Consider the following 26,854-nt stretch of genomic DNA (forward strand, 5'->3'; position numbering starts at 1 on the left):
GGCCGCGGTCCGCGAGGCGCTGGCGGGGCGCTGGGCCGGGGCGGTGCCATCGGGAGCGGTGCCGGGCCGCGGGGCGGTGGCGGCGCGTGTGTGCCCTTGGTGCGGTCGGGCCGCGGGTGTGTCACGCCGGGTTGGTGTCGGACGGGGACCTGGCCGCGGTGCGGGAGGCGCTGGCGGGGCGCTGGGCCGGGGCGGTGCCATCGGGAGTGGTGCCGGGCCGCGGGGCGGTGGCGGCACGCGTGTGGCCTTGGTGCGATCGGGCCGCGGCTGTGTCACGCCGGGTTGGCGTCGGACGGTGACCTGGCCGCGGTCCGTGAGGCGCTCGCGGGGCGCTGGGCCGGCGGCACCGCCGTCAGGAGCAGTCCCAGCCCGTAGAGCGGCAACAGCAGTCCGGGGCCGGTCAGTTCGACCAGGCCGGCCCCCAGGGCGAGCCCGAGCACGTTCGGCGTGAAGAGCAGCGTGTGGGCGGTCGCCGTCGCCCGGCCGAGCAGCGGGCCGGGGGTCTCCCGCTGGACCGCCGTCAGCGCGGCGATCAGCACACAGGGCAGGCCCAGACCGCACGCCACGCTGGTGGCCAGGGCCACCGGGTCCCACGGCACGGCCCGCGCCGTCACCGCGGCCCCGGTCAGCGCGATCCCGGCCGCCGCGAACCGCCGCTCGCCCAGCCGGCGCAGCGCCGGCCCGGCGAGCAGGCCCGCCGCCACCGAACCGGCGCCCTGGGCGGCGTACAGCACGCCCGTGTAGGCGGGGGAGTGGCCGAGACGGTCGACCACGGCGTACACCGTGGTGCTGCTCAGCGCCGTCAGCAGCATCGTCGTACCGCCCGCCCGGACCAGCGGGCGCAGCACGGGGTGGCCCCACAGGTGCCGGACCCCCTCCGCCGTCTGCTTCCGCCAGCCGTCGCCGGACCGGACGGGCCGTTCCTCGCGCACCCGCAGCAGGCCGCACAGCCCGGCGGCGCACAGGAAGGTGACGGCGTCCAGACAGGCCACGGCCGGGCCCCCGCAGGCCGCGTAGAGGCCCGCCCCGGTCAGCGGGGCGACGAGCTTCATGCCCTCGGTGAGCGTCATCCGCAGGCCGTTGACGTCACCGAGCAGGTCCGGGCCGACCGCCGCCGTCATCAGCGCCGACTCGGCGGCGTCATGGACGGCACCGGCGGCGCCGTACACCACCAGGACGGCGAACAGCAGCCACAGGCGGCCGGGGGAGTCGACGGCGAACAGGGCGGGCAGCAGCGCCGCGAGGCCCAGGTTCACCGTGATGAGCAGGGGCTTTCGGCGGAACCGGTCGGCGAGCGTGCCGAGCGCCGGGCCGGCCAGGGTGGGCGCCCACATCGCGAGCAGGCACAGGGCGGCCAGTCCGTCCGACCCGGTCAGCTCCTTCACCCACACACCCGACGCCAGCCACAGCGAGGAGGTGCCGAAGGCCGACACCACCAGGCCGGTGAGACACAGCCCCGCGTTGCGGTCCCGCAGCACGCGGGACACGGTCCAGGAAGTCGTCATGCCTGGTCATCGTGGCCCTAAGGCGCGGGGCCACGGATCGGGCAGGTTCCCTAAGTGTGTGCGGCGAACGCCCGGCGGCCCGGCCGCCCCGCGCGGCGGCGACAATCCGTCGGAACCTGGCACTGACACCCCTGGGGCGCCCGGGCCCGGAAACCTACCGTCGACCGGATGCGCTACCTCGCCCCCCTCCTCATCGGCCTGCTCTACGTCACCCTGATGTCCCTCGTCCCCGAACCCCACCGGCGGCGCCTCAACGCGGTCATGGTGGCCGGTGCCGGGGCCGCCTACCTCAGCGGCGGCGGCCTCGGCGGCTGGGAGTTCGCGTTCACGGCGGTCGCCACCTACGTCGCCTACAAGGGACTGGACTCCTGGGCGTTCATCGGCGTCGGCTGGCTGCTGCACACCGCGTGGGACGTCGTCCACCACTTCAAGGGCCACCCGATCGTCCCCTTCACGCACGACTCGTCGTTCGGCTGCGCGCTGTGCGACCCGGTGATCGCCCTCTGGTGCCTCGGCGGCGGCCGTGCGCCGTGGAAGTGGTCGAGCCGCACCGATGAGTTTCCACGAGCCCGCCGGTCAGCCCTTCGTACGCAGAGCGCGACCCTGAAGGAGTGAGCATGACCATGGTGGACCTCGGCCCGCAGACCAGGATCGTGGCCCGGCTCGCCGAGTCGGTGACCGACGAGCAGCTCACCGCCGCCACACCGTGCCCGGGACGAGCGGTGCGCAACCTGCTGGGGCACCTGCTGATGCTGTCGGTGGCCTTCCGGGACGCCGCCCGCAAGGACCTCGGTACGACGACCGACAGCACCCCGGACGCCGCCGCCTGGGACATCGGCCCCGGCTGGCGCGAGGAGCTGCCGAAGGCGCTGGACGAGCTGGCCGACGCCTGGCGCGACCCGGCCGCCTGGACCGGCGACACCCGCGCCGGCGGGGTGGACCTGCCGGGTGCGGTCGCGGGCGCCGTCGTCGCCGACGAGCTGGTGATCCACGGCTGGGACCTGGCCCGCGCCACCGGCCAGGACTACGCCCCGGACCCCGCCGCGCTGGACTCGGCCCTCGACTTCCTCCGGGCCGCGGCCGACGACCCCGACCGCGGCAACGGCCTCTTCGGCCCGGTCGTCCCGGTCCCGGCGGAGGCACCCCCGCTGGACCGGGCGCTCGGCCTCAGCGGACGGGCCCCGGGGTGGCCGCACCGGGCCTGACCCCGGGCCGCCCGGCGGCCGCCGGGCGGCGGAAGCGGCGCATCGGGCCTACGGTGACCCTGAGAGGGGGCGAGCCGAACGGGTACGGAGGGAGCCGCCATGCGGGAGCACTACGTGTGGGTGACGACGCGCCGCCTTCAGCCGGGCACGCTGGAGGACTTCGAGAGGGCGTGGCGCCCGGAGCCCGCACCGCAGGGCCTGCACCGGGCCTACGCGTACTGGTCCGAGGACGGACAGGAGATCACCGGAGTGTCGTTCTGGGACTCCCGGGAGGCGTGCGACGCGTGGCGGGCCTCCGAGGCGGAGGGCCGGCGGCGCGCGGCCATGGCCCCGTACGTCGCCGAGGAGCGCGAAGGTTTCTACCGCGGCCGCGAACTCGGCCTGCCCAGCGCCACCAGCGGGTGAACGGGCCGCGCCGGGCAGCCGCGCCTACGGTGGAGACATGAGCGAGATCGTCGTCGTGTACGAGCTCGAACAGCCCGTCGCCGCACGCGCCCCCGCGGCCGGACCGCCCGGCGCGGAACGGCTCCCCCGCAGGGTGCACGCGGCGCCCACCGCCCCCGGCAGGCCCGACGCCGCCGGCCCGCGGACCCTGTGCGGCAAGGACACCTTCGCCATGACGAAGGCTCCCCGGACGCCTTCCCGCCATCCCGGGGAGCCGTGGTACCCCGACGCGTACGCGTCCCTGGTGTGCCCGGACTGCGACGCGGTGATGGAGGTCTGACCGGTGCCGTGACCCGAAGGGTGACGCGAGCGTCGTACCCTCCTGCCATGCCGCTCACTCTCACCGTCCTCGGCACCGCTTCACCGCACCCCGGTCCCGACCGGCCGTGCTCGGGGTACCTGCTGTCGGGCGGCGGCGCCGAGGTGTGGGTGGACGCGGGGCCCGGCACGTTCGCCGCGTTGCAGCGGCACACGGATCCGGCGCGGCTCACCGCGATCTGGATCTCCCATCTGCACGCCGACCACAGCGCCGATCTGCTCTCCGCCGCCTACGCGTTCGCGCTCGGCGGCATGACCCCGCCCGCGCCGGTCCCGGTGTACGCGCCGGAGGGCTGCGCCCGCCGGCTGGCCGGCTTCCTCGGCCGGCCGGACGTCGACTTCCTGAAGGGCGTCTTCGACTTCCGGGACCTGTACGACGGCCACGACGTCCGGCACTGGAACCTCCGGCTGACCGCGCGCGCCGTCGCCCACGACACCGAGGGCTACGGGCTGCGCGCCGAGTGCCAGGGAAGCGTGTTCGCGTACTCCGGGGACAGCGGGCCCTGCGCCGCGCTCACCGAACTCGCCGCCCGCGCGGACCTGTTCCTGTGCGAGGCGGACCTCGACGCGCATCACGGGAGCGAACACTCCGGGCAGGTGCATCTGACGCCGGAGGACGCCGGCCGCATCGCCCGGGACGCCCGCGTGCGCGAGCTGCTCGTCACCCATGTCGGCCCCGCCCTCACCCGCGAGTCGGCCGCCGCCCGTGCCGCCGCCGTCTCCGGCCGGCCCACGTACACCGCCGTCGAGGGCCACGTCCACAGCGTCTGAGCGCGACACGACTTCCTTTGCCGGACTTCCTCTGCCGGAAGCATTGACGAAACCTGGGCCCCCTCCTACCTTCAACGCGTCGTACTTCGTACGTCATATATGAGACGCGATATGTGAGATCCGAGAGGGCCGCATGACCTCTGTGCCCACCCCGATCCCGTCCCGCACGCAGTACGTGCTCGACGCGATCAAACACCGCATCCTGACCGGACAGTTGACGCCCGGTCAGGCCCTGGTGGAGACGGAACTGGCCGCGCAGTTCGGAGTGTCCAAGACCCCGGTGCGCGAGGCACTGAAGACCCTCGCCGGGACCGGCCTGGTGGTGATGAGCCAGTACAAGGGCGTCACCGTGCGCATGGTGGACGCGGACATGGCGCGCGAGGTCTACGACGTACGGCTGCTGCTCGAACCCGAGGCCCTGCGCCGGTCCGTCGTGCGAGGCGCCTCCCTCGACGCCGCCCGGGACGCGCTCACCCGCGCCGACACCGCCACCGACACCGCCGAACGCTCCCTCGCCAACCGCGAGTTCCACCGCGCCCTCTACCTGCCGTGCGGCAACCCGCTGCTCGGCCGGATGCTGGACGAGGTCCGCGACCAGGCCGCCCTCGTCTCCGCCGTCGCCTGGGCCGCCGACCCCTCCTGGGAGCGGGAGGCCGCCGAACACCGGGAGATCCTGCGGCTCGCGCTGGACGGCGACGCGGACGGCGCCGCGAACGCCCTGCACGCCCACATCGCGTCCTTCGTACGCCGTGCGTTCCCCGAGCCGCGCCCAGAGGAAGGCCATGAATGAGCAGCGTGACGTTCGAGCGCCAACGGGCCGCCCTGGCCGACGTGGTGGCCATCCCGGTGACCCCGTTCGCCGAGGACGGCTCCGTCGACCGGGAGACCCACCGGGCCCTGCTGCGCCGCCTGCTCGAGGGCGGGATCAGGACCCTCACCCCCAACGGCAACACCGGTGAGTTCTACGCCCTCACCCCCGAGGAGCGCCGTCTCGTCACCGAGCTGACCGCCGAGGAGGCCGGCGACCGGGCCACCCTCCTGGTCGGGGTCGGGCACGACCTGCCCACCGCCATCGCCTCCGCCCGGCACGCCCGCGACCTCGGCGCCCAGATGGTGATGGTCCACCAGCCGGTGCACCCCTACGTCTCGGCGGCCGGCTGGGTCGACTACCACCGGGCCATCGCCGAGGCCGTCCCGGAGCTGGGCGTGGTGCCGTACCTGCGCAACGCCCAGCTGCCCGGGGACCGGCTCGCCGAACTCGCCGACCACTGCCCGAACGTCGTCGGCGTCAAGTACGCCGTCCCGGACGCCGCCCGGTTCGCCGCCTTCGCCCGGGACGCGGGCCTCGACCGCTTCGTGTGGGTCGCCGGCCTCGCCGAGCCGTACGCGCCCTCCTACTTCTCCGCCGGCGCCACCGGCTTCACCTCCGGACTCGTGAACGTCGCCCCCGCCGTCTCGCTCGGCATGATCGAAGCGCTGCGGTCCGGTGACTACCCGGCCGCCATGAAGGTCTGGGAGCAGATCCGCCGCTTCGAGGAACTGCGCGCCGCGCACGGCAACGCCAACAACGTCACCGTCGTCAAGGAAGCCCTGGCCGCGCTCGGCCTGTGCCGCCGGGACGTCCGCCCGCCGAGCAGGCCGCTGCCCGAGGACGAGCGCGCCGAGGTCGCCGCCATCGCCGCCGGGTGGTCCATATGAACGCCCCCCGCAAGAAGCCGGAAGAGCTGCGCAGCCACCAGTGGTACGGCACCGACGGGCTCCGCTCCTTCAGCCACCGCGCCCGTACCCGCCAGCTCGGCTATCTGCCCGAGGAGCACCTCGGCAAGCCGGTCGTCGCGATCCTCAACACCTGGTCCGACATCAACCCCTGCCACGTCCACCTCCGCGACCGCGCCCAGGCCGTCAAGCGCGGGGTGTGGCAGGCGGGCGGCTTCCCGCTGGAGTTCCCGGTCTCCACCCTCAGCGAGACCTTCCAGAAGCCGACCCCCATGCTCTACCGCAACCTGCTCGCCATGGAGACCGAGGAACTGCTGCGCTCCTACCCGGTCGACGGCGCGGTCCTGATGGGCGGCTGCGACAAGTCCACGCCCGCGCTGCTGATGGGCGCCGCCTCCGTCGGCCTGCCCGCCGTCTTCGTACCCGCGGGCCCCATGCTCCCGGGCCACTGGCGCGGCGAGGTCCTCGGCTCCGGCACCGACATGTGGAAGTACTGGGACGACAAGCGGGCCGGCCTCATCGGCGACTGCGAGATGGCCGAGCTGGAGAGCGGCCTGGCCCGTTCGCCCGGCCACTGCATGACGATGGGTACGGCGTCCACCCTCACCGCCGCCGCCGAGGCGCTCGGGGTGACCGTGCCGGGCGCGTCCAGCATCCCGGCGGTGGACTCCGGGCACGACCGGATGGCGGCGCGGGCGGGCCTGACCGCCGTCGAACTGGTCCACCGGGACCGGAAGCTGTCCGACATCCTCACCCGCGAGGCCTTCGAGGACGCCGTCACCACCGTGCTCGGCCTGGGCGGCTCCACCAACGCCGTGATCCACCTGATCGCCATGGCCGGCCGGGCCGGTGTCCGGCTCACCCTGGACGACTTCGACCGCGTCGCCCGCAGGGTCCCGGTCCTCGCCAACGTCCGCCCCGGCGGCCAGAGGTACCTGATGGAGGACTTCCACTTCGCGGGCGGCCTGCCCGGCTTCCTCTCCCGGATCACCGACCTGCTCCACCTGGACCGGCCCACGGTGTCGCACGACACCCTGCGCGAGCAGCTCAGGGGCGCGCAGGTGCACGACGACGACGTCATCCGGCCCCGGGACAACCCGGTCGCGGGCGAGGGCGGGGTGGCCGTGCTGCGCGGCAACCTCTGCCCGGACGGCGCGGTCATCAAGCACATCGCAGCCTCGCCCCGCCTGCTCAAGCACACCGGCCCGGCCGTCGTCTTCGACGACTACCGGACCATGCAGCGCACCATCAACGACCCGGCGCTCGGCATCACCGCCGACAGCGTGCTGGTGCTGCGCAACGCCGGCCCCAAGGGCGGCCCGGGCATGCCCGAGTACGGCATGCTCCCGATCCCGGACCACCTGCTGAAGCAGGGCGTGCGGGACATGGTCCGCGTCTCCGACGCCCGCATGAGCGGCACGAGTTACGGGGCCTGTGTGCTGCACGTCGCCCCGGAGTCGTACATCGGCGGCCCACTGGCGCTCGTGCGCACCGGCGACCTCATCACGCTGGACGTCGACGCCCGCAGCCTCCACCTCCACGTGGACGACGAGGAGCTGGAGCGCAGACGCGCCGCGTGGACGCCACCGCCCGCCCGCTACGAGCGCGGCTACGGCGCCCTCTACAACGAGCAGATCACGCAGGCCGACACCGGCTGCGACTTCGAGTTCCTGGCCCGCCCGGGCACCGTGCCGGACCCGTACGCCGGCTGACATCCCCCGCCCCGCCCCCCTCGACGCACGTGTATGTAGCAAGCGCTTCCTGCACCCGCTGTGATCGAACCACTGCGAACGGAGAACAGTCATGGCCCAAGCCGCAGCCGTGGCGAAACCGCCCGCGCCACCCCGGCGGCGCCGTGCCTCCGCGACCCCGCGCAGGCTGCCGTACCTGCTGATCGCCCCGGCGGCCCTGCTGATGCTGGGCTTCATCGCCTACCCGGTGCTCAGCGTCTTCTACTACAGCCTGCGGAACTACAACCCCACCAAGCCGTGGCGGAACGGCTTCGCGGGCCTGGACAACTTCACCCAGGCCTTCGCCCACGACCCGCAGTTCTGGGACACGCTGACCTTCAGCGCCAAGTGGGTCCTGGTGGAAGTCGGGTTGCAGTTGCTGTTCGGTCTCGCCCTGGCCCTCATCGTCAACCAGACCTTCGTGGGCCGGGCACTGGGCCGCGCCCTCGTCTTCTCCCCCTGGGCCGTCTCCGGCGTGCTGACCTCCGCCATCTGGGTGCTGCTCTACAACTCCCAGACAGGCATCACCCGTTACCTCGCCGACGCCGGGCTCGGCTCCTACGGCACCAGCTGGCTGTCGGACACCTCCACGGTGTTCCCGGCGGCCGTGGTCGCCGACCTGTGGCGCGGGGTGCCGTTCTTCGCGATCCTCATCCTCGCCGACCTCCAGTCCGTCTCCCGGGACCTGTACGAGGCCGCCGAGGTCGACGGGGCGAGCCGGCTCAAGCAGTTCTGGCACATCACCCTGCCCCACCTGAAGGACGCCATCGTGCTGTCCACGCTGCTGCGCGCGGTGTGGGAGTTCAACAACGTCGACCTGCTCTACACCCTCACGGGCGGCGGACCCGCCGGGGAGACCACCACCCTCCCCCTCTACATCGCCAACACCAGCGTCGACGCCCACAACTTCGGCTACGCCTCCGCCCTGACCACGGTGGCCTTCGTGATCCTGCTCTTCTGCTCGATCGTCTATCTGCGGCTGAGCAAGTTCGGAGGTGGCTCCAAGTGATCACCGAGATCGCTCCCGCGCCCGAGCGCGTGACGGCCGCGCCCGCCCGGTCCGGCAGGAGGCGCCGCGCGTGGGACGAGGTCCCGCGCTGGCAGATCTACCTCCCCCTGACCGTCTACCTCCTCTTCACCCTGATCCCCTTCTACTGGATCCTGCTCTTCGCGCTCCGCCCGGCCGGCTCGACCTCGCTCGTGCCGTGGCCGATGACCTTCGAGCACTTCGAGAAGGTGTGGACCGAGCGCGCCTTCGGCACCTACTTCACCAACAGCGTCTACGTCGGCCTCGCCACACTGGTGCTGACCACCGTGGTCGCCCTGGCCGGCGGCTACGCCCTGGCCCGCTTCGACTTCCGTCTCAAGCGCGGCTTCATGCTGGCCCTGCTGTGCTCCCAGTTCGTGCCGGGCGCGCTGCTGCTGGTGCCGCTGTTCCAGATCTTCGCGAAGCTGTCGATGATCAACTCCCTCGGCAGCGTGATCATCGCCGAGACCGTCTTCCAGCTCCCGCTGTCGATGATCCTCATCAGCGGGTTCATCCGGAACGTGCCGTACTCCCTGGAGGAGGCCGCCTGGGTGGACGGCTGCAACCGGTTCACCGCCTTCCGGATCGTGGTGCTCCCGCTCCTGCGGCCGGGGTTGATCGCGGTCGGCTCCTTCGCCTTCGTGCACGCCTGGAACCACTTCCTGTTCGCCCTGATGTTCCTCTCCGACCAGAGCAAGCAGACCATCCCGGTCGGCCTCAACACCCTGATGAGCGCGGACAGCGTGGACCTGGGCGCCCTGGCGGCGGGCGGCATCGTCGCGGCCGTACCGGTGGTGATCGTGTTCGCCTTCATCCAGAAGTGGCTGATCACCGGGTTCAGCGCGGGGGCGGTGAAGGGATGAGCGTCGACGTCGTCCTGGCGGGCGCGCGCGGCCACGGCCGCCGGCACCTGGACAACATCCGCCGGCTGCGGGCCGCCGGCCTCGTGCGACTGGCCGGGATCTGCGAACTGACCCCGCTGACCGGGGACGAGATCCCGGACGGACTCGGCACGCCCGAGCAGTCCGCCGACCTCGGCGCCCTCCTGGACTCGACCGGCGCCCGGATCGCGGTCGTCTGCACCCCGATCCCCACCCACACCGACCTGGCCCTCACGGCCGCCGCGCGCGGGGCGCACCTGCTGCTGGAGAAGCCGCCGGCACCGTCGTACGCCGAGTTCCGGCGGATGGCCGACGGGGTGGCCGAGGCCGGGGTGGCCTGCCAGATCGGCTTCCAGTCGCTCGGCTCGCACGCGCTGCCCGCGATCCGCCGCCTCGTCGCCGAGGGCGCGATCGGCGAGGTCATCGGGGTGGGCGGGGCCGGGGCCTGGGCCCGGGACGAGGCCTACTACCGGCGGGCGCCCTGGGCGGGCCGGCGCCGGCTGAACGGCGCCGACGTGGTCGACGGGGTGCTCACCAACCCCCTCGCGCACGCCGTCGCCACCGGCCTGGCCCTGCTCGGCACCACCCGCGCCGAGGACGTCACCGGCATCGAGACCGAACTGCTGCGCGCCAACGCCATCGAGTCCGACGACACCTCCTGCGTCCGCGTCCGCACCCCCCGCGGACCCGTCACGGTCGCGGCGACCCTGTGCGCCGAGCACCCCGGGGAGCCGTACGTGCTGGTGCACGGCAGCAGAGGCCGGATCACCTTCTGGTACAAGCAGGACCGAGTGCTGCTCCAGCGCACCGGCCACGGCCCGGAGGAGACCGAGTACGGCCGCACGGATCTGCTGGAGAACCTGGTCGCGCACCTGGAGAACGGCGCGGAGCTGCTCGTCCCGCCGGACGCGACCGCCGCCTTCATGCGGGTCGTCGAGGCCGTCCGCACTGCCCCCGACCCGGCGCCGCTCCCCGAGCACGCCTGGCGCCCGCTGCCCGCCGAACACCGCCGGATCGTGCCCGGCATCGAGGGCCTGGTCGCGGCGGCGGCCGACACCCTCGCCCTCTACTCCGAACTCGGCGCCGCCTGGGCCCTGCCGAACGAGGTGAGCACCCGATGACGTCCCCCGAAAGCCTGGTCCTGCGGGTGGCGGGCCGCCCGGTCGGCCGCTACGTCACCCGGCCCGAACTGCCCGCCCGGCTCTCCCCGCGCCCCTTCCTGCACCCCGTCACCACCCTGGGCGGCACGGCGGTCACCGAGGCGGGCCCCGCCGACCACGCACACCACCTCGGCGTCGGTGTCGCCGTTCCCGACGTCGAGGGGCACAACTTCTGGGGCGGCCGGACCTTCGTCCGCGACCGGGGGCCGACCGAGCTCGGCAACCACGGCGCCCAGCGGCACACCGGCTTCCAGCTCCGCGACCCCGACGGCTTCGTGGAGGAGCTGCGCTGGGTCGCCGCCGGCACCGAGCTGCTGCGCGAGCGCCGTACCGTCGCGGCCACCGGGCTCACCGGCACCGCCTGGGCGCTGGACTTCACCTTCTCCCTCACCAACGTCACCCCCGAGCCGCTGTCGATCGGCAGCCCCGCCACCAACGGCCGGCCCGGCGCGGCCTACGGCGGCTTCTTCTGGCGGGCCCCCAAGGAGTCCCGGGCCCCGGAGGTCTTCACCGCGGACCGCGAGGGTGAGAGCGAGGTGCACGGCAGCCGCGCCGACTGGCTCGCGCTGGCCGGATGGGGGTCCCCCCGGTCGAGCGGAGCCGAGAGCGGGGGAGGCTGGACGCTGGTCTTCGCCGGCGCCACCGAGGACACCCGCCGGGACCCGTGGTTCGTCCGGGCCGCCGAGTACCCCGGGGTGGGCTCCTCCCTGGCGCACTCCGAGCGGCTGACCGTGCCGCCCGGCGAGACCGTCGTACGCCGGGTCGTCACCGTCGTCGCCGACGGCCGGCCCGCCCGCGAGGAGGCGGCGGCCCTGGTCCGCAAGGCGGTGAGCCAGTGACCGCCTACCGCAACCCGGTCCTGAACGCCGACTGGTCCGATCCGGACGTCGTCCGCGTCGGCGACGACTTCTACCTCACCGCCTCCAGCTTCGGCCGTGCCCCCGGCCTGCCGCTGCTGCACTCGCGGAACCTGGTCGACTGGACGCTGGTCGGCCACGCCCTCGAACGCCTGGAACCCGAGGAGGAGTTCGCCCGGCCCCGGCACGACCGCGGGGTCTGGGCCCCGTCCATCCGGCACCACGACGACCGCTTCTGGATCTTCTGGGGCGACCCGGACCAGGGCGTCTTCCAGGTCAACGCGCCCGAGATCCGGGGTCCTTGGACCCGCCCGCACCTCCTCGAGCCGGGCAAGGGCCTGATCGACCCGTGCCCGCTGTGGGACGACGACACCGGCGAGGCCTACCTCGTGCACGCCTGGGCCAAGTCCCGCTCCGGCGTGAAGAACCGTCTCACCGGCCACCGGATGCACCCCGACGGCACCTCGCTGCTCGACGAGGGCGAGGTGATCGTCGACGGGGACCGCATCCCCGGCTGGTTCACCCTGGAAGGGCCCAAGCTCTACCGGCACGACGGCTGGTTCTGGATCCTCGCCCCCGCCGGGGGAGTGGAGACCGGCTGGCAGGGCGCGTTCCGCTCGCGCGGCTTCTTCGGCCCGTACGAGGAGAGGATCGTCCTGGAGCAGGGCGACACCGACGTCAACGGGCCGCACCAGGGCGGCTGGGTGCGCACCGCCGCCGGCGAGGACTGGTTCCTGCACTTCCAGCAGCGCGGCGCGTACGGCAGGGTCGTCCACCTCCAGCCGATGCGCTGGGGCCTGGACGGCTGGCCGGTCCTCGGCGACGAGGGCGCCCCCGTCGCCGGACACCGGCGGCCGGACCTCCCGCCGCAGCCGCCCGCCGCTCCGGCGACCGACGACGACTTCCCCGGCGGCCGGTACGGCCGGCAGTGGCAGTGGACCGCCAACCCGGGCGACGGCTGGGCCACCCAGCACTCCGCGGACGGGCTGCGGCTGACCTGCGTCCGCTCGGCCGAAGCCGGTGACCTGCGCGAACTGCCGAACGTCCTCACCCAGAGACTGCCCGGCCGGCCGAGCACGATCGAGGTCGAGCTGCGTCTGGACGGCATCGAGCCGGGCGCGCGGGCGGGGCTCGCGGTGCTCGGGGACGCCTACGCCTGGATCGGGCTGGAGCGCGGGGCCGACGGGACGGTCCGGCTCGTGCACCGGTTCGCGGAGGTGGCCGCCGACGAAGAGCGCGACGCCGGGGTGTCGTGCCTCGCCCCCGAGGGGCGGGCGCGGCTGCGGATCGAGGCCGGCGCCGGGGCGCGCTGCCGGTTCCGGTACGACGTCGGGGACGGCCCGTACCCGTCCGGACCCGTCTTCGCGGCCACCCCCTGGCGCTGGGTGGGCGCCCTGCTCGGCCTGTTCGCCACCGCGCCCGAGGGACCGGGACCCGCGGGCGCGGCGACCTTCACCCGGTTCCGGATCACGCCCCACTGAGCTCCACACCGTCATGTCCCCGTTGGATCCAGCAGAAGAGAGCCGACCCATGAGAAGAAGCATCCGCAGAAGCAGGCGCGCCGCCCTCGCCGTCGCCCTGGGCTCCGTCCTCGCGCTGACCGCCACCGCCTGCGGCGACGACGGCAGCGGCAGCGCGGGGGAGAAGGGCGACGAGGGTTCCGGCAAGGGCACGATCACCTTCTGGGACAACAACGGCGGTGTCCGCACCGACATCTGGAAGCAGATCATCGCCGACTTCGAGCACGAGAACCCGGACATCGAGGTCAAGTACGTCGGCATCCCGGCGGCCAGCGCCCAGTCCAAGTACGACACCGCCATCCAGGGCGGCGGCCTGCCGGACGTCGGCGGCGTGGGCACCGCGATGCTCGCCGAGGTCGCGGCCCAGGGCGCGCTGGAGCCGCTGGACGGCCGGCTGGAGAAGAGCCCGCTGAACGGGAAGCTGAGCCGGAACCTGATCGACGTGAGCAGGGCGGCGGGCGGCGGGGACAGGCTGTACCAGGTGCCGACCTCCGCCAACAACGGCACGCTGTGGTACCGGACCGACCTGTTCGAGAAGGCCGGCCTGGACGCGCCGACCACCTGGTCGAAGTTCTACGAGGCCGCCGACAAGCTGACGAACAAGGGCAGGAACCAGTTCGGCTTCACCATTCGCGGCGGCGAGGGTGCCATCGCGCCGGCCCTCGACGCGGTGTACGGCCAGACCGGGATCACGTCGTTCTGGAACGGCGACAAGACCACCGTCAACGACCCCGAGAACGTGGCCGCTCTGGAGAAGTACGTCGCGCTCTACAAGAAGGACACCCCGTCCGCCGACGTGAACAACGACTTCACGAAGATGGTCGCCCAGTGGGACAGCGGCACGATCGGCATGCTGAGCCACAACCTGGGGTCGTACCAGGACCATCTGAAGGCACTGGGCAAGGACAAGTTCCGGGGCATTCCCAACCCCACGCGGGACGACGGCACCCGGGTGCAGGTCTCCAACCCGGTCGACGGACTCAGCCTGTTCAAGTCGAGCATGAACAAGGCGGCCGCATGGAAGTTCATCGAGTTCGCCCTCTCCGCCAAGGAGAACTCCAAGTTCAACGAGTCGGCGGGGCAGGTCCCGGCCAACACCGACGCGGCCGGGGACGCGTGGATCCAGCAGGCCGAGCCGACGAAGCTGGCGGCCGAGGCGCTGAACGGGGGCGACACGAAGATCGTGCAGCTGCCCTATTACCTGCCCGACTGGAACACGATCTCCAAGGCCGACAACGAGCCGAACTTCCAGAAGCTGCTGCTCGGGAAGATGAGCGCGAAGCAGTTCCTGGACATCCTGGCCGAGCAGCTGAACAAGGCGCAGGCCGACTGGAAGAAGAACCACTGAGAGCCCGGGTGGTTTCCGCCGCGGGGGGCTGCGGGCCGGACGTGGCCGGTCGCGCAGTTCCCCGCGCCCCTTCAGGCTTCCCCTGCGTCGGAAAGGCGCCGATCTTGTCCCTCACGCGTAGGCAGGTCACCTCCGCCGCGATTGCCACCGTTCCCCTCGTCGGCCGTTCCCGGCGGGAATCCCGCACGCTCCACATCGCCGGTGATTCGACGGCCGCCCAGAAATACGCCGATGCAGCTCCCGAGACCGGATGGGGGACGGCACTGCCCTTCTTTCTCCGGAAGGAGGTGGAAGTCGCCAACCACGCCGTGAACGGGCGGAGTTCGAAGAGCTTCGTCGACGAAGGGCGGCTCGACGCGATCCTCGCCGGCATCCGCCCAGGCGACCTCCTGCTCATCCAGTTCGCGCACAACGACGAGAAGTCCACCGATCCCGCCCGGTACACCGAGCCGTGGACGACGTACCAGGAGTACCTGCGGAGGTACGTCGACGGGGCACGGGACAGGAAGGCGCGCCCCGTTCTCGCCACCCCCGTCGAGCGCCGCAGGTTCGACGGAGACGGCAACGCCCTGCCCACCCATGGCGACTACCCGGCGGCCATGCGGGCGCTGGCCGTGGCCGAGGGGGTGCCGCTGCTGGACATCGAGGCGCTGTCGCTCGCGCTGTGGCAGCGGCTCGGGGTGGAGGAGACCAAGACCTACTTCAACTGGACCGCCACCGAGCAGGACAACACGCACTTCGACCCGCCGGGCGCGATCGCCGTGGCCCGGCTCGTGGCGCGGGAGCTGCTGCGCACCCGGGTGGCGGCCCGGCACGACGTCGTACGGCTGCACGAGGACATACCCACCTCCTGGATCACCTGGCCACCCGCATAGCCGAGGAGAACCCCACAGTGCGCATACAGAGATGTCATGGACGTGTCACAGCGGTGCTGGCCGGCTGCACGGCCCTCGTCCTCGCCGTCACCGGCACCGCGTCCGCGCGGTCCGGCCACCGCGCCGGCCCCGACCGGCAGGTGCTGCCCGCCAAGGACGGCTGGGCGGCGTACGGGACCGGGACGACCGGCGGGGCCGCCGCCGACTCCGCCCACGTGTACACCGTCACCACCTGGGAGCAGTTCAAGGCGGCCCTCGCGGACGGCGGCAGCGCGCCGAAGATCGTCCGGGTGAAGGGCACCGTCGACGCCGACGGGCCGGGCTGCGCCTCCTTCGCCGTCCCCGGGTACGACTTCGCCGCCTACCTGAAGACCTACGACCCCGCGGTGTGGGGGCGCTCGACGAACCTCGACGGCGAGCCCGACGGCAGCCCCGAGGGCCTGCGCCGCGCCTCCGCCGCCCGCCAGGACGCCTTCATCAAGGCGGACGTCCCCGCCAACACGACGATCGTCGGCATCGGCCGGAACGCCGGTTTCCAGGGCGCCAGCCTCCAGATCAAGGGCGTCGACAACGTCATCGTCCGCAATCTGCGCTTCGAGAGCCCCCTCGACTGCTTCCCGCAGTGGGACCCGACCGACACCGCCGACGGCAACTGGAACTCCGAGTACGACAGTGCCGTGATCCACGGGTCGACGCACGTGTGGATGGACCACGACACGTTCACCGACGGGGACCACCCGGACAGCACCCTGCCGTCGTACTACGGCCGGATCCACCAGCAGCACGACGGCGAGCTGGACATCGTCAAGGGCGCCGACTACGTCACCGCCTCCTGGAACGTCTTCGAGGACCACGACAAGACGATCCTCATCGGCAACAGCGACAGCGCGTCCACGGCCGCCGTCGACCGGGGCCATCTGAAGGTCACCTTCCACCACGACCTGTTCCGGAACCTGGTCGAGCGGGCCCCGCGCGTCCGCTTCGGACAGGTGGACTCGTACAACAACCACTTCGTCGCCGGTGACGGCTACTCCTACAGCTACGGCATCGGCATGGAGTCCCAGCTCGTCGCCGAGCACAACGCCTTCACCCTGCCGGCCGGGGTGGGCGCCGGTTCGATCCTGAAGAAGTGGAAGGAGGCGCCCGTCACCGCCGCCGACAACCACGTCAACGGCGTGCCGACCGACCTCGTCGCCGTCCACAACGCGCAGGTGCCCGGCGAGATCCTCCAGTCGGGGGCCGGATGGACGCCGGTGCTGCGGACCCGGGTGGACCGGCCGCAGGCCGTGCCGGGCCTCGTCGACCACCGCGCGGGCGCCGGACACCTGTGCTGACCGCGCTGCCGCGACCGGGCCGGGGCGTGACCCCGGCCCGGCCTCCTGCCCACAGCCGCATCCCAAGGAGCACACCCATGCATCCGTCCAGACGGGGTTTCCTCACCGCGAGCGCCGGAGCCGCCACCGCGCTCGCCCTCACGTCCGGTCCCGCGCGCGCCGCCGGGGTGCCGCGCCCGTTCGGCCGCCACGGTTCCCCGGCCCGCCGCCGCACCCCGGGCACGCTGTACGTCGACCCGCACGGGCGCGGCGACTTCACCACCGTGCAGGCCGCGGTGACCGCCGCCACCGGAAGCGGCCGGACCCTCGTGATCGCCCCCGGCAGCTACCGGGAGACGGTGACCGTCGACGCCGGCCGTACGGAGATGACGTGGATCGGCGCCTCGGAGAACCCCAGGGACGTGGTGATCGTGTACGACCGCGCGGCCGGCACCCCCAAGCCCGGCGGCGGCACCTACGGCACCTCCGGTTCGGCGACGGCCACCGTCCAGGCCGACGGGTTCACCGCCCGCTGGATCACCTTCGCCAACGACTGGCTCCGCGCCGGCCACCCGGACATCAGCGGCACCCAAGCCGTCGCCCTCAAGGCGCAGGGCGACCGCGGCGCCTTCGTGCACTGCCGGTTCCTCGGCCACCAGGACACCCTGTACGCCGACTCCACGGCCCTCGACGCCTTCGCCCGCCAGTACTACGCCCACTGTCACGTCGAGGGGGACGTCGACTTCGTCTTCGGCCGGGCGACGGCGGTGTTCGACCGCTGCCGGTTCCACACCCTGAACCGGACCGACCTGGCCGCGGCGCCCTACGGGTTCGTCTTCGCGCCCTCCACGGCCGCCGCCAATCCGCGCGGCTACCTGGTCACGCGCGGCCGTGTCACCAGCGAGGCACCGGGCGCCGCCTACAAGCTGGCCCGTCCCTGGGTCCCCGGCTCCGACCCCACGGCCCGCCCGATGCTCACCGTCCGCGACACCTGGCTCGGTCCCGGCATCGACGCGGTCGCCCCCTACGCGAACATGCGGGACGCGTATCCCTGGCAGTCCATGCGCTTCCGCGAGTACCGCGACACCGGCCCGGGAGCCGAGATCACCGTCCCGGAGAACCGCCCCCAACTGACATCCGCACAGGCCGAGTCGGCGACGCGAGCGGCCTACCTGGGGGACTGGGCGCCCTGGAGGGAGTGCTGACGCGCGGACGCACCGAGCAAAAGGGCGGCTTCTTCGATCCCCCGTTCGCACTCGCGGTATCCGGCCCCCAGGGCCACCGGGTCAAGGGGGCACCGGAACAAGGCAATCGGAAGGTAATGCTCCAGGGGTGGTGGAACAAGACCGCGTATCGATCGGGTAACAGGGCTCGCCCTGCCTGTGTGATGCGCGTAGACAGTCCTGACCTGGTACATCACTCTCATCCACCAGATCCGGAGAATCCATGCGGAAGTCCCTCAAGGCGGTCGCGGCCGGTGCCGCTTGTGTCGTCGCCGGCGCGGCGCTGTACGGCGCGGGCGCGGCCACCGCCGGTCAGTCGACGGCGAACTCCACCCACGAGCCGTACAACATCGGGCTCCTGGTGAAGGACATCGACACCTACTACGGCACCACCGCCGACAGCAACGGCGTCTACCAGGCGTCCCCGGACAGCCCGTACGCCAAGGACCTGGCGCGCATAGACGCCGACGCCAAGAGCTACATCGACAAGGCGGCCCGCAAGGCGCGCCACCAGGGCGAGAAGCCGGCCGTCGTCTTCGACGTCGACGACACGCTGCTGCTCAGCCTCGACTACGAGAAGCGGTACAACTACACGTACAACTCCAGCACCTGGAACGACTACGTGAACCGCGCCGACCGGCCCGCCGTCTTCGGCAGCCCGGAGCTCGTGCGGTACGCCGCGTCCAAGGGCGTCGAGGTCTTCTACAACTCCGGCCTGAGCGAGGCCCAGCGCGCCGGCGCCGTGGAGAACCTGAAGAAGGTCGGCGCCGATGTGAACCTCGACGCCGGCCACATGTTCCTCAAGGACAAGGCCAACCCGCCGGCCTACCTGAAGGACTGCGCCACCCCGGGCACCTGGAACTGCACGACGGTGCAGTACAAGTCCGGGACGCGTCAGCACATCGAGGACGACCTGGGCTACGAGATCATCGCCAACTTCGGCGACCAGTACTCGGACCTGGACGGCGGTCACGCCGACCGGACGTACAAGCTGCCGAACCCGACGTACTTCGTCGGCTGAGCGCTATCCGTACGTCCTGAGCAGCCGCTCGTACTCGGCCTCCGTCACCGGCAGCACCGTGCCGTGGCGGGGGCTGGCGGGCAGCGCGTAGTCCGTGGACGGGGTCCACGTGCCGGAGGCGAGGTCGGTGGTCTCGAAGGGGACGTAGCCGCGCAGCCCGTACTCGTCGATGAAGAGGTACCACTTCTTCTCGGTGTTGGACCTGAACACGGTCGGCCCCTCGCCCCGCTGGAGGGCACCGCTGCCGACGCAGTCGGCGACGAAGTCGTACGACGTGTCGGTCAGGTCCCGCGCCTTCTCCGCGGTGATGAACTTCGAGCACGGCGAGCTGGAACCCGGGTCCCGCTCGTCCTTGGTGAAGCGGTAGTACGTCCCCTTGTCCCTGATGACCGTCGAGTCGATGACCGAGTAACCGGGGTCGTCCCAGACCTGGGGCGCGCTGAAGGTGCGGAAGTCCTTCGTGGTGGCGTACAGCATGCGGTTGTACGTCGAGCCGGTGTGGCCGGGGTCGTCGGCGGCGTACAGCTTCGACGCCCAGAAGACGACGTACTCCTGCCACCGGCTGTCCCAGTACGCCTCCGGCGCCCAGGTGTTGCCCGCGTTGTCCGGCGCCACCTTCACCAGCCGCTGGTCGGTCCAGTGGACCAGGTCGGTGGACTCCCACACCATGACGGACCTGCTGCCGTGCCGCTGGACCTGGTCCCAACTGCCGCTGCTGTCGCGGTACATCCTGAGGTCGGTGGCGATGAGGTAGAACTTGTCGGCCTTGGGGGAGCGGATCACGAACGGGTCGCGCAGCCCCTTCTCCCCGATGGTCGAGGTCAGCACCGGCTGTCCGTCGTTCAACTCCCTCCAGTGCAGGGGATCGTTGCCCTGGCTGAGCGCGTAGCGGATCTGCTCGCCGTCGGCCGTGCCCTCGCCGGTGAAGTAGACGAAGAGATAACCGGCGTACTTGGCGCGCGCGGTGTGGGCGGAGCCTGGTGGCGCGGCCAGCAGGGCGAGGAGGAGGGCGAGGAGCGGGACCAGCAGCATTCCGAGACGACGCATGACCGTCCTGTGTGAGCGTGAGGGTTTCTGTCGGGTGCTGTGCGCTCTCGGAGTGTCATCAGTGCGGCCCACCGCGTCAATCGATGGGCGCGGGACCGGGGCGGCCGAAAGTTTCGGTCGTTTTCGAGCCGCCGGGCCACGCGCCGTCATGCGGGGCGAAGTCGCCGGTCACCGTGTAGGCGCGGCCCCCGGCCACCCCGGTCATGACATAGCTGTCGTCTCCCGCATCGCGCCCGCCGCGCTCATGGCCGTACTGCCCCGCGAAGACCCACTCACCCGCCGGTACCGTCCGCCCTTCCTTGAGCCTCCAGGTGAAGACGACGAACCCGCCCTGCTCCGTGACGCTCTGGCTGACGATCCCGAGGGCGAGCGCGGTGTCCTTCTCCGACAGGTCGAACGCGTGCCGCAGCACCACGCACGCCCGTTTCCGGAACGGCAGCCTGCGCAGCGCCTCCTGGACGTCCACCACGCCGGCGACGTCCGGGTTCTCGGTCCGCTCCTCACCGCGCGGCCAGAACAGCGCGATCCGCCGCCGCTCGCGCACCGCGCCGCGGATCCTGGTGCGCGCCAGGTTCGCGACCACGCCCCGCGCGTACGCCACCGGATGGTCGGCCGCGCGCACCCGGTCCCAGCGGTGCCACAGCGCCAGCAGCGCGTCCGCGGCCAGATCGTCGGCGACGTCGGCCTCGCCGGTCAACACATGGGCGAGACACGCGAGTTCGGCGTAGTGCCGTTCGAAGAAGGCATGGAACTCCACGGCGGCGGCGTCGTCCACGACCGTGCCCACGGGTGACCTCTTCTCGGTGCGGCTCTGTGTGCTGTTCGGGCGGTCGGACACCGTATGGCAGGCCGAACGCGATGACGTAACACGGAGAAAACCTGAAACAGGTTCGACAGGGGAACAATCCAGCCAGCATGCGCAGACCGATCTTCAGCTGACGAGGAGTGGGACCATGTCCGTCGACCGGTACTTCAGGATCTCCGAGCGGGGATCCACGCTCGGGCGCGAGATACGCGGCGGCTTCGCCACGTTCTTCACCATGGCCTACATCCTCGTCCTGAACCCGATCATCCTGGGCAGCGCCAAGGACAAGTTCGGACACACCCTGGACACCGGCCAACTCGTCACCGCCACCGCCCTGGTGGCCTGTGTGATGACGGTCGTCATGGGAGTCGGCGGCAATCTGCCCCTCGCCATCGCCGCCGGCCTCGGCCTCAACGCCGTCGTCGCCTTCCAGCTCGCCCCGCTGATGAGCTGGGCCGACGCCATGGGCCTGGTCGTCCTCGAAGGCATCGTCATCTGCGTGCTGGTGCTCACCGGGCTCCGGGAAGCGATCATGAACGCCATCCCGCAGCAGCTGAAGCAGGCCATCGGCGTCGGCATCGGCCTGTTCATCGCCTTCATCGGCTTCGTGGACGCCGGGTTCGTCAGCCGTGTCCCGGACGCCGCCCACACCACCGTCCCGGTCCAGCTCGGCGCCGTCGGCCGGCTCACCGGCTGGCCGGTGCTGGTCTTCTGCCTCGGGGTGCTGCTCACCATCGCGCTGCTCGCCCGCAAGGTGAAGGGCGCGATCCTGATCAGCATCGTGACGATGACCGTGGTCGCGATCGTCATCAACGCCGTGGCCGACGTCAAGAGCTGGGGTCTGACCACGCCCGAGGTCCCCGACAAGGTCGTCGCCGCCCCGGACTTCGGGCTGGTCGGTCACTTCAGCCTGTTCGGCGGCTTCGCCGAGGCCGGTGTCCTCACCGCCGTCCTGCTGGTCTTCACCCTCATCCTGTCGGACTTCTTCGACGCCATGGGCACCATCGTCGGCATCACCGCGGAGGCCGGACTGCTGGACGAGAACGGCCAGGTGCCCGGCATCGGCCGCGTGCTGTTCATCGACGGCGCCGCCGCCGTCGCCGGCGGTGTCGGCTCCGCCTCCTCCAACACCGCCTACATCGAGTCGGCGGCCGGCGTCGGCGAGGGCGCCCGCACCGGCTTCGCCAACCTGGTCACCGGCGGCCTCTTCGGCCTCGCCCTCTTCCTCACCCCGCTGCTGACCATCGTCCCGCTCCAGGCGGCGGCGCCCGCGCTGATCGCCGTGGGCTTCCTGATGATGACCCACGTCAAGCACATCGACTGGGACCGCTACGAGATCGCCGTCCCGGCGTTCCTCACCATCGCCGCGATGCCGTTCACGTACTCCATCACCGACGGGATCGGCGCCGGGTTCCTGGCCTACGTCGTCGTCAAGACGGTGGTGGGGAAGGCGCGGGAGGTCAACTGGCTGCTGTGGGCGGTCTCCGCGCTGTTCCTGGTGTACTTCGCGATCGACCCGGTGGAGCAGGTCCTCGGCGTGAAGTGAGGCCTACTTCAGGGCCGCTTGCATCATCGCCCTGGCCACCGGCGCCGCCAGGCCGTTGCCGCTCACCTCCGAGCGGGCCGCGTCCGACTGCTCCACCATCACCGCGACGGCGACCTCCTTGCCGTTGCTGTCGGACTTGCCGTAGGAGGTGAACCAGGCGTACGGCGTCTTGCTGTTGTTCTCGCCGTGCTGGGCGGTACCGGTCTTGCCGCCGACGGTCACCCCGTCGATCAGCGCGTTCGTGCCGGTGCCGTCCTTCACCACCGTCTCCATCGCCGACTGGAGCTGCTCGGCGGTGGTGGAGCTGATGATCTCCTTGGTGCCGGCGCTGTCGTCATAGTCCTTCAACACATCGCCGCCACTGTCGGTGATCTGCGAGACCATATGCGGCGAGACCAGCTTGCCGCCGTTCGCTATGGCCGCGGACACCATCGTCATCTGGAGCGGGGTCGCGGTGACGTCGAACTGGCCGATGCCGGACAGGGCGGTCTGCGCCTGGTCCATGCCGGACGGGTACACGCTGGCGTAGGCCCGCACCGGCACGTCCTGCTCGTCGTTGTCGAAGCCGAACTTCTCGGCCATGGCCTTCACCTTGTCCTGGCCGAGCTGGACGGCCATGTGGCCGAAGACGTTGTTGCACGAGTACCGCAGGGCGACGCGGATCGAGGCGTTCTCGCAGGGCGCGGACCTGTTCTCGTTGGCCAGGTCGCGTACCGTGCCCGGCAGCCGGTACGGATCGGGGCTGTCGGTCGGCTCGTCCACGTTCTCGTACAGCCCGTCCTCCAGCGCGGCGGCCGCGACGACCAGCTTGAACGTCGAGCCCGGGGGCAGCGGCTGGCGCAGCGCGCGGTTGGTGAGCGGCTTGTCCTTGTCCGCGTTGAGCGTCTTCCAGGCCGCGCCGGCCGTGTTCGCGTCGGTGAGCGCGGAGGGGTCGTACGACGGTGTCGACACCACGGCGAGGATCCTGCCGGTCTTCGGGTCGATCGCGACGGCCCCGCCCTTCTTGTCACCGAGCGCGCGGTAGGCCGCCTTCTGCACCGCCGGGTCGATCGTCGTCAGCACGTTGCCCGGTTCGGCGCGCTCGCCGGTGACGGTGTCCATCACGGTCTTCAGCCGGTTGTCCGTGCCGTTGAGCAGGTCCTTGTAGATGCCCTCGAGCTGGGTGGGGGCGTAGGCCTGTGAGGCGTAACCCGTCACGGCCGCGTACAGCTTGCCGTCCGTGTACGTCCGCTTGTACGCGAGGTCGCTTCCCTTCGTCCGTGCCGAGCCGGTGATCGCGTCCCCGGCCACGATGATGTTCCCGAGGGGCCGCGAGTAGGTCGCGATCGCGTTCCGCCGGTTGTCGTTGTCGTCCGCGAGGGCCTTGCCGTCGTAGAACTGCAGCCATGTGGCCCTGACCAGCAGGGCGAGTACGAGCAGCAGCGCGAAGACGGACGCCCGCCTGATCGTCTTGTTCATCCCGCTGGGAAGACGAGCGGGACGGGGGCAATCGTTCCCGTACGACCGTTTTTCTCATCGAGCGTTCATGTCGGGGGGCGTTCACCGAGGCCCGCGTTCAGGAAGCCTCCAGGATCAGCACGACCTCCTCGATCTCCCGGCCCCGCGCGTTCGCGTACCCCCGGGCCCGGGCCGCCTCGCGGAAGCCGCACTTCTCCAGGACGCGCAGCGACGCGCGGTTGTCGGCCGCCGCGCGCGCGTACAGCGGCCGTTCGGGAACCTCGGCGAGCAGGGCCCGCAGCGCGGCCGTCGCCACGCCCCGGCCCCAGTACGCCCGGTCGATCCAGTACGTCACCTCGCGCTCGCCGGGCACGCCGTAGACGGCCGCGTTGCCGGCCACCTCCCCGTCGGCCAGGACCGTGCGCAGCACGGCGGAGGAGTTCCGTATGCGCTGCCAGTAGGCCGCGAGGGCCTGCCGGTCGTACGGGTCCTCCGGGCCGAACGCGGCCATCCGGACGGCCTCCGGGTCGGTCATCTGCCGGTAGAACACCGGCAGATCGCCGTCCCGTACGGCCCGCAGCGCGATCTCCATGCGACCGAGCCTACGGCCCCCGGACCGCGGCCGGCGGGGTCAGAGCCTGCGGGTCGCCAGCGTCAGCCGGTCCCGCGCGTCGAACAGCGCGTCCTTGATCATCTGCTCGTGGGCGGGGGTCAGCCGGGCCACCGGCACCGAGCAGCTGATGGCGTCCCGCGCGGGTGTGCGGTACGGGATGGCCACGCCGAAGCAGCGCAGGCCCAGCGTGTTCTCCTCGCGGTCGACCGCGAAGCCCTGCTCCCGGACCTGGTGCAGCTCCTCGATGAGCTTCTCCCGGTCGGTGATGGTGTGCTCGGTGAGCGCGGGCAGCGTCTCCGGCAGCAGCTTGCGCACCTGCTCGTCGCTGTAACTGGCGAGGATCGCCTTGCCCAGGGAGGTGGAGTGGGCCGGGAGCCGGCGGCCCACCCGGGTGAAGGGCCGCAGATAGTGCTGGGACTGCCGGGTGGCCAGGTAGACCACGTTGGTGCCGTCGAGCCGGGCCAGGTGGATGGTCTCCGTGGTGTCGTCGGAGAGCCGGTCCAGGGTCGGGCGGGCGGCGGCCACCACCTCGTCGCCGTCGATGTACGACGTACCGACCAGCAGCGCCCGCACCCCGATGCCGTACCGCGTGCCCGTGGCGTCCGTCTCCACCCAGCCCAGCTCCACGAGCGTGCGCAGCAGCATGTACAGGCTGGACTTGGGATACCCGACGGCCTCCTGGACCGCCGCGAGGGAGTGCATACCGGGCCGGCCGGCGAAGTATTCGAGCAGCTCAACGGTCCGTACCGCGGACTTGACCTGCGCCCCGCCCCCTGTGTCGCCTGCCGTCATCGCCCTTGACCCCTTCGTTCGACGAGGACCTGAGTTATATAGTCTCCGAGCAGCATATTCATCATCAGAGACAGCGTTCAGTATATCGAACGCGACTGATGGGTGAGCCTGGATCGTCGTAGACAATGCGGCCTTTACTGGGAGGGACCCGCGGTGGCAGCAGCACCAGTCTGGAGTGTCGACCCGCGCACCGGGAAGCAGCGTGAGCAGGTTGCGGTGGAGGCCACAGCCCAGGAGGTGGACGAGGCCGTCCGGGCGGCCCACGCCGCGCGCGACGCCCTCACCGACCGCACGGTCCGCGCCGCGTTCCTGCGCTCGGCCGCCGCGGGCCTGGACGCGGCCAAGGACGGCCTCGTCGAGACCGCCGACGCCGAGACGGCGCTCGGCCCCGGCCGGCTGACCGGCGAACTCGCCCGCACCTGCTACCAGCTGCGGGCCTTCGCCGACATCGTCGACGAGGGCGCCTTCCTCGACGTCATCATCAACCACCCCGACGACACCGCGACCCCGCCCGTCCCGGACCTGCGCCGCTACAAGGTGCCGCTCGGCGTCGTCGCCGTCTACTCCGCCTCCAACTTCCCCTTCGCCTTCTCCGTCGCCGGCGGCGACACCGCGAGCGCGCTGGCCGCGGGCTGCCCGGTCGTCGTCAAGTCCCACCCCGACCACCCGGCCCTGTCCGAGCTGGTCGCCAAGGTGCTGCGCCGGGCCGCCGCCGAACACGGCATCCCCGAGGGCGTCGTCGGACTCGTGCACGGCTTCGAGGCGGGCGTCGAGCTGATCAAGCACCCGCTGGTCGCCGCGGCCGGCTTCACCGGTTCGGTACGGGGCGGCCGGGCACTGTTCGACGCGGCGGCCGCGCGCCCGGTGCCGATCCCGTTCCACGGCGAACTGGGTTCGTTGAACCCGGTCCTGGTCACCGAGGCCGCCGCGGCCGAGCGGGCCGAGGAGATCGGCGGCGGGCTCGCCGGGTCGATGACCCTGGGCGTGGGCCAGTTCTGCGTCAAGCCCGGCCTGGTGCTGGTGCCGTCCGGCGCGGCCGGTGACCGGCTGGTGAAGTCCCTGACCGACGCCGTCAGCGACACCGACGCCGGGGTGCTGCTCGACCACCGCATGCGGGACAACTTCATCGCCGGTGTGGCCGAGCGCGCGGAGCTCCCGGACGTGGAGACGCCGGTCACCCCGGGCGCGGGCGGCGAACACGTGGTCAGCGCCGGGTTCCTCACGGTGCCGGCGGAGAAGCTGACCGCGGAGGGGGCGTACGACCTGCTGCTGGAGGAGTGCTTCGGGCCGGTCACCGTGGTGGCCCGCTACGCGGACGAGGCCGAGGCCACGGCCGTGCTGTCGCGGCTGCCGGGCAACCTGACGGCGACCGTCCAGGTGTCCTCGGACGAGGCCGCCGGGCGGGGGCGGGGGCCGGAGCTGCTGGCCGAGCTGACGCCGCTGGCCGGGCGTGTGCTGGTCAACGGCTGGCCGACGGGGGTCGCGGTGGCGCCCGCGCAGCATCACGGGGGGCCTTACCCGGCGACGACGTCCACGTCCACGTCCGTGGGCGGTACGGCCATCGAGCGGTGGCTGCGGCCGGTCGTCTACCAGAACGCGCCCGAGGCGTTGCTGCCGGCCGAGCTGAAGGACGACAACCCCCTGGGACTTCCCCGGCGGTTCAACGGGGTCCTGGAGCGGTAGCGCCGTAGAGGGTGAGG

General features: G+C 71.9%; 25 protein-coding genes and 1 pseudogene. 20 read left to right on the forward strand and 6 right to left on the reverse strand.

The window, feature by feature from the left end:
* Positions 1 to 272: 272 nt before the first annotated feature.
* A complete protein-coding gene (locus tag OO52_RS08165) occupies positions 273 to 1,505 on the reverse strand; it encodes an MFS transporter (protein ID WP_030642502.1) in 1,233 nt (410 codons plus the stop codon).
* A 168-nt stretch (positions 1,506 to 1,673) separates the two neighbouring features.
* Between OO52_RS08165 and OO52_RS08170 the strand changes: the two genes are divergently transcribed.
* The 18 genes from OO52_RS08170 to OO52_RS08255 all read left to right on the forward strand — a co-directional run bounded on the left by OO52_RS08170 (position 1,674) and on the right by OO52_RS08255 (position 18,914).
* Complete coding sequence (locus OO52_RS08170) at positions 1,674 to 2,120, forward strand: DUF6010 family protein (RefSeq protein ID WP_030642504.1); 447 nt, start codon at positions 1,674 to 1,676, stop codon at positions 2,118 to 2,120.
* Positions 2,121 to 2,122: 2 nt separating this feature from the next.
* Positions 2,123 to 2,710, forward strand: coding sequence for a TIGR03086 family metal-binding protein (locus OO52_RS08175; RefSeq protein WP_030642506.1), 588 nt, complete (start codon positions 2,123 to 2,125; stop codon positions 2,708 to 2,710).
* Between the two features lie 99 nt (positions 2,711 to 2,809).
* On the forward strand, positions 2,810 to 3,115 hold the full coding sequence (locus OO52_RS08180; RefSeq protein WP_030642508.1) for an antibiotic biosynthesis monooxygenase: 306 nt from the start codon (positions 2,810 to 2,812) through the stop codon (positions 3,113 to 3,115).
* A gap of 37 nt (positions 3,116 to 3,152) precedes the next feature.
* Entirely contained in the window at positions 3,153 to 3,434 is a 282-nt protein-coding gene (locus tag OO52_RS08185; RefSeq protein WP_030642513.1) for a hypothetical protein, read from the forward strand.
* Positions 3,435 to 3,481: 47 nt separating this feature from the next.
* A complete protein-coding gene (locus tag OO52_RS08190; RefSeq protein ID WP_030642514.1) occupies positions 3,482 to 4,243 on the forward strand; it encodes an MBL fold metallo-hydrolase in 762 nt (253 codons plus the stop codon).
* Positions 4,244 to 4,376: 133 nt separating this feature from the next.
* Positions 4,377 to 5,033, forward strand: coding sequence for a GntR family transcriptional regulator (locus OO52_RS08195; RefSeq protein WP_030642515.1), 657 nt, complete (start codon positions 4,377 to 4,379; stop codon positions 5,031 to 5,033).
* Complete coding sequence (locus OO52_RS08200; RefSeq protein WP_030642516.1) at positions 5,030 to 5,941, forward strand: dihydrodipicolinate synthase family protein; 912 nt, start codon at positions 5,030 to 5,032, stop codon at positions 5,939 to 5,941. The genes OO52_RS08195 and OO52_RS08200 overlap by 4 nt, the downstream gene beginning before the upstream one ends.
* A complete protein-coding gene (gene araD, locus OO52_RS08205; RefSeq protein ID WP_030642517.1) occupies positions 5,938 to 7,671 on the forward strand; it encodes an L-arabinonate dehydratase in 1,734 nt (577 codons plus the stop codon). Before OO52_RS08200 ends, araD begins: the two co-directional genes overlap by 4 nt.
* A 91-nt stretch (positions 7,672 to 7,762) precedes the next feature.
* Positions 7,763 to 8,698 carry a carbohydrate ABC transporter permease gene (locus OO52_RS08210; RefSeq protein ID WP_030642519.1) on the forward strand — a complete coding sequence of 312 codons (936 nt, stop codon included), beginning with the start codon at positions 7,763 to 7,765 and terminating at the stop codon, positions 8,696 to 8,698.
* A complete protein-coding gene (locus OO52_RS08215; RefSeq protein ID WP_030642521.1) occupies positions 8,695 to 9,579 on the forward strand; it encodes a carbohydrate ABC transporter permease in 885 nt (294 codons plus the stop codon). The genes OO52_RS08210 and OO52_RS08215 overlap by 4 nt, the downstream gene beginning before the upstream one ends.
* Entirely contained in the window at positions 9,576 to 10,718 is a 1,143-nt protein-coding gene (locus OO52_RS08220; RefSeq protein WP_030642523.1) for a Gfo/Idh/MocA family protein, read from the forward strand. Before OO52_RS08215 ends, OO52_RS08220 begins: the two co-directional genes overlap by 4 nt.
* Positions 10,715 to 11,596: a PmoA family protein gene (locus OO52_RS08225; protein ID WP_030642525.1), complete on the forward strand. Its 882-nt coding sequence runs from the start codon at positions 10,715 to 10,717 to the stop codon at positions 11,594 to 11,596. Before OO52_RS08220 ends, OO52_RS08225 begins: the two co-directional genes overlap by 4 nt.
* Positions 11,593 to 13,095 carry a glycoside hydrolase family 43 protein gene (locus OO52_RS08230; RefSeq protein ID WP_030642527.1) on the forward strand — a complete coding sequence of 501 codons (1,503 nt, stop codon included), beginning with the start codon at positions 11,593 to 11,595 and terminating at the stop codon, positions 13,093 to 13,095. The genes OO52_RS08225 and OO52_RS08230 overlap by 4 nt, the downstream gene beginning before the upstream one ends.
* 49 nt (positions 13,096 to 13,144) lie before the next feature.
* Positions 13,145 to 14,482 carry an ABC transporter substrate-binding protein gene (locus OO52_RS08235; RefSeq protein ID WP_030642528.1) on the forward strand — a complete coding sequence of 446 codons (1,338 nt, stop codon included), beginning with the start codon at positions 13,145 to 13,147 and terminating at the stop codon, positions 14,480 to 14,482.
* A gap of 104 nt (positions 14,483 to 14,586) precedes the next feature.
* On the forward strand, positions 14,587 to 15,357 hold the full coding sequence (locus OO52_RS08240; RefSeq protein WP_030642530.1) for a rhamnogalacturonan acetylesterase: 771 nt from the start codon (positions 14,587 to 14,589) through the stop codon (positions 15,355 to 15,357).
* Positions 15,358 to 15,374: 17 nt separating this feature from the next.
* On the forward strand, positions 15,375 to 16,691 hold the full coding sequence (locus OO52_RS08245) for a pectate lyase family protein (protein WP_030642531.1): 1,317 nt from the start codon (positions 15,375 to 15,377) through the stop codon (positions 16,689 to 16,691).
* A gap of 77 nt (positions 16,692 to 16,768) precedes the next feature.
* Positions 16,769 to 17,875, forward strand: a complete 1,107-nt coding sequence (locus OO52_RS08250; protein WP_030642533.1) for a pectinesterase family protein — start codon at positions 16,769 to 16,771, stop codon at positions 17,873 to 17,875.
* Between the two features lie 241 nt (positions 17,876 to 18,116).
* Positions 18,117 to 18,914 carry an HAD family acid phosphatase gene (locus tag OO52_RS08255; protein ID WP_030642534.1) on the forward strand — a complete coding sequence of 266 codons (798 nt, stop codon included), beginning with the start codon at positions 18,117 to 18,119 and terminating at the stop codon, positions 18,912 to 18,914.
* 9 nt (positions 18,915 to 18,923) lie between these two features.
* Here OO52_RS08255 and OO52_RS08260 read toward each other — a convergent pair.
* Positions 18,924 to 19,961, reverse strand: a pseudogene (locus tag OO52_RS08260) (glycoside hydrolase family 43 protein); the annotation flags it as partial.
* 76 nt (positions 19,962 to 20,037) lie between these two features.
* Positions 20,038 to 20,748, reverse strand: a complete 711-nt coding sequence (locus OO52_RS52530; protein WP_234339494.1) for a SigE family RNA polymerase sigma factor — start codon at positions 20,746 to 20,748, stop codon at positions 20,038 to 20,040.
* 166 nt (positions 20,749 to 20,914) lie between these two features.
* On the opposite strand from OO52_RS52530, the gene OO52_RS08270 reads away from it, so the two are divergent.
* A complete protein-coding gene (locus OO52_RS08270; RefSeq protein WP_030642540.1) occupies positions 20,915 to 22,312 on the forward strand; it encodes an NCS2 family permease in 1,398 nt (465 codons plus the stop codon).
* A 3-nt stretch (positions 22,313 to 22,315) separates the two neighbouring features.
* Here the strand turns inward: OO52_RS08270 and OO52_RS08275 are convergent, their stop codons facing one another.
* The 3 genes from OO52_RS08275 to OO52_RS08285 form a co-directional block, all read right to left on the reverse strand.
* A complete protein-coding gene (locus OO52_RS08275) occupies positions 22,316 to 23,770 on the reverse strand; it encodes a peptidoglycan D,D-transpeptidase FtsI family protein (protein ID WP_030642542.1) in 1,455 nt (484 codons plus the stop codon).
* A gap of 97 nt (positions 23,771 to 23,867) precedes the next feature.
* Positions 23,868 to 24,341 (reverse strand): GNAT family N-acetyltransferase, encoded by a 474-nt coding sequence (locus OO52_RS08280; RefSeq protein ID WP_030642544.1) that lies wholly within the window; start codon positions 24,339 to 24,341, stop codon positions 23,868 to 23,870.
* Between the two features lie 39 nt (positions 24,342 to 24,380).
* Positions 24,381 to 25,154 carry an IclR family transcriptional regulator gene (locus OO52_RS08285; protein ID WP_030642546.1) on the reverse strand — a complete coding sequence of 258 codons (774 nt, stop codon included), beginning with the start codon at positions 25,152 to 25,154 and terminating at the stop codon, positions 24,381 to 24,383.
* A gap of 153 nt (positions 25,155 to 25,307) precedes the next feature.
* Between OO52_RS08285 and OO52_RS08290 the strand changes: the two genes are divergently transcribed.
* Positions 25,308 to 26,837, forward strand: a complete 1,530-nt coding sequence (locus tag OO52_RS08290) for an aldehyde dehydrogenase (NADP(+)) (RefSeq protein ID WP_078876798.1) — start codon at positions 25,308 to 25,310, stop codon at positions 26,835 to 26,837.
* Positions 26,838 to 26,854 lie beyond the last annotated feature (17 nt).

This window comes from Streptomyces flaveolus, from assembly GCF_000716535.1.
Classification (GTDB): Bacteria; Actinomycetota; Actinomycetes; order Streptomycetales; family Streptomycetaceae; genus Streptomyces; species Streptomyces flaveolus_A.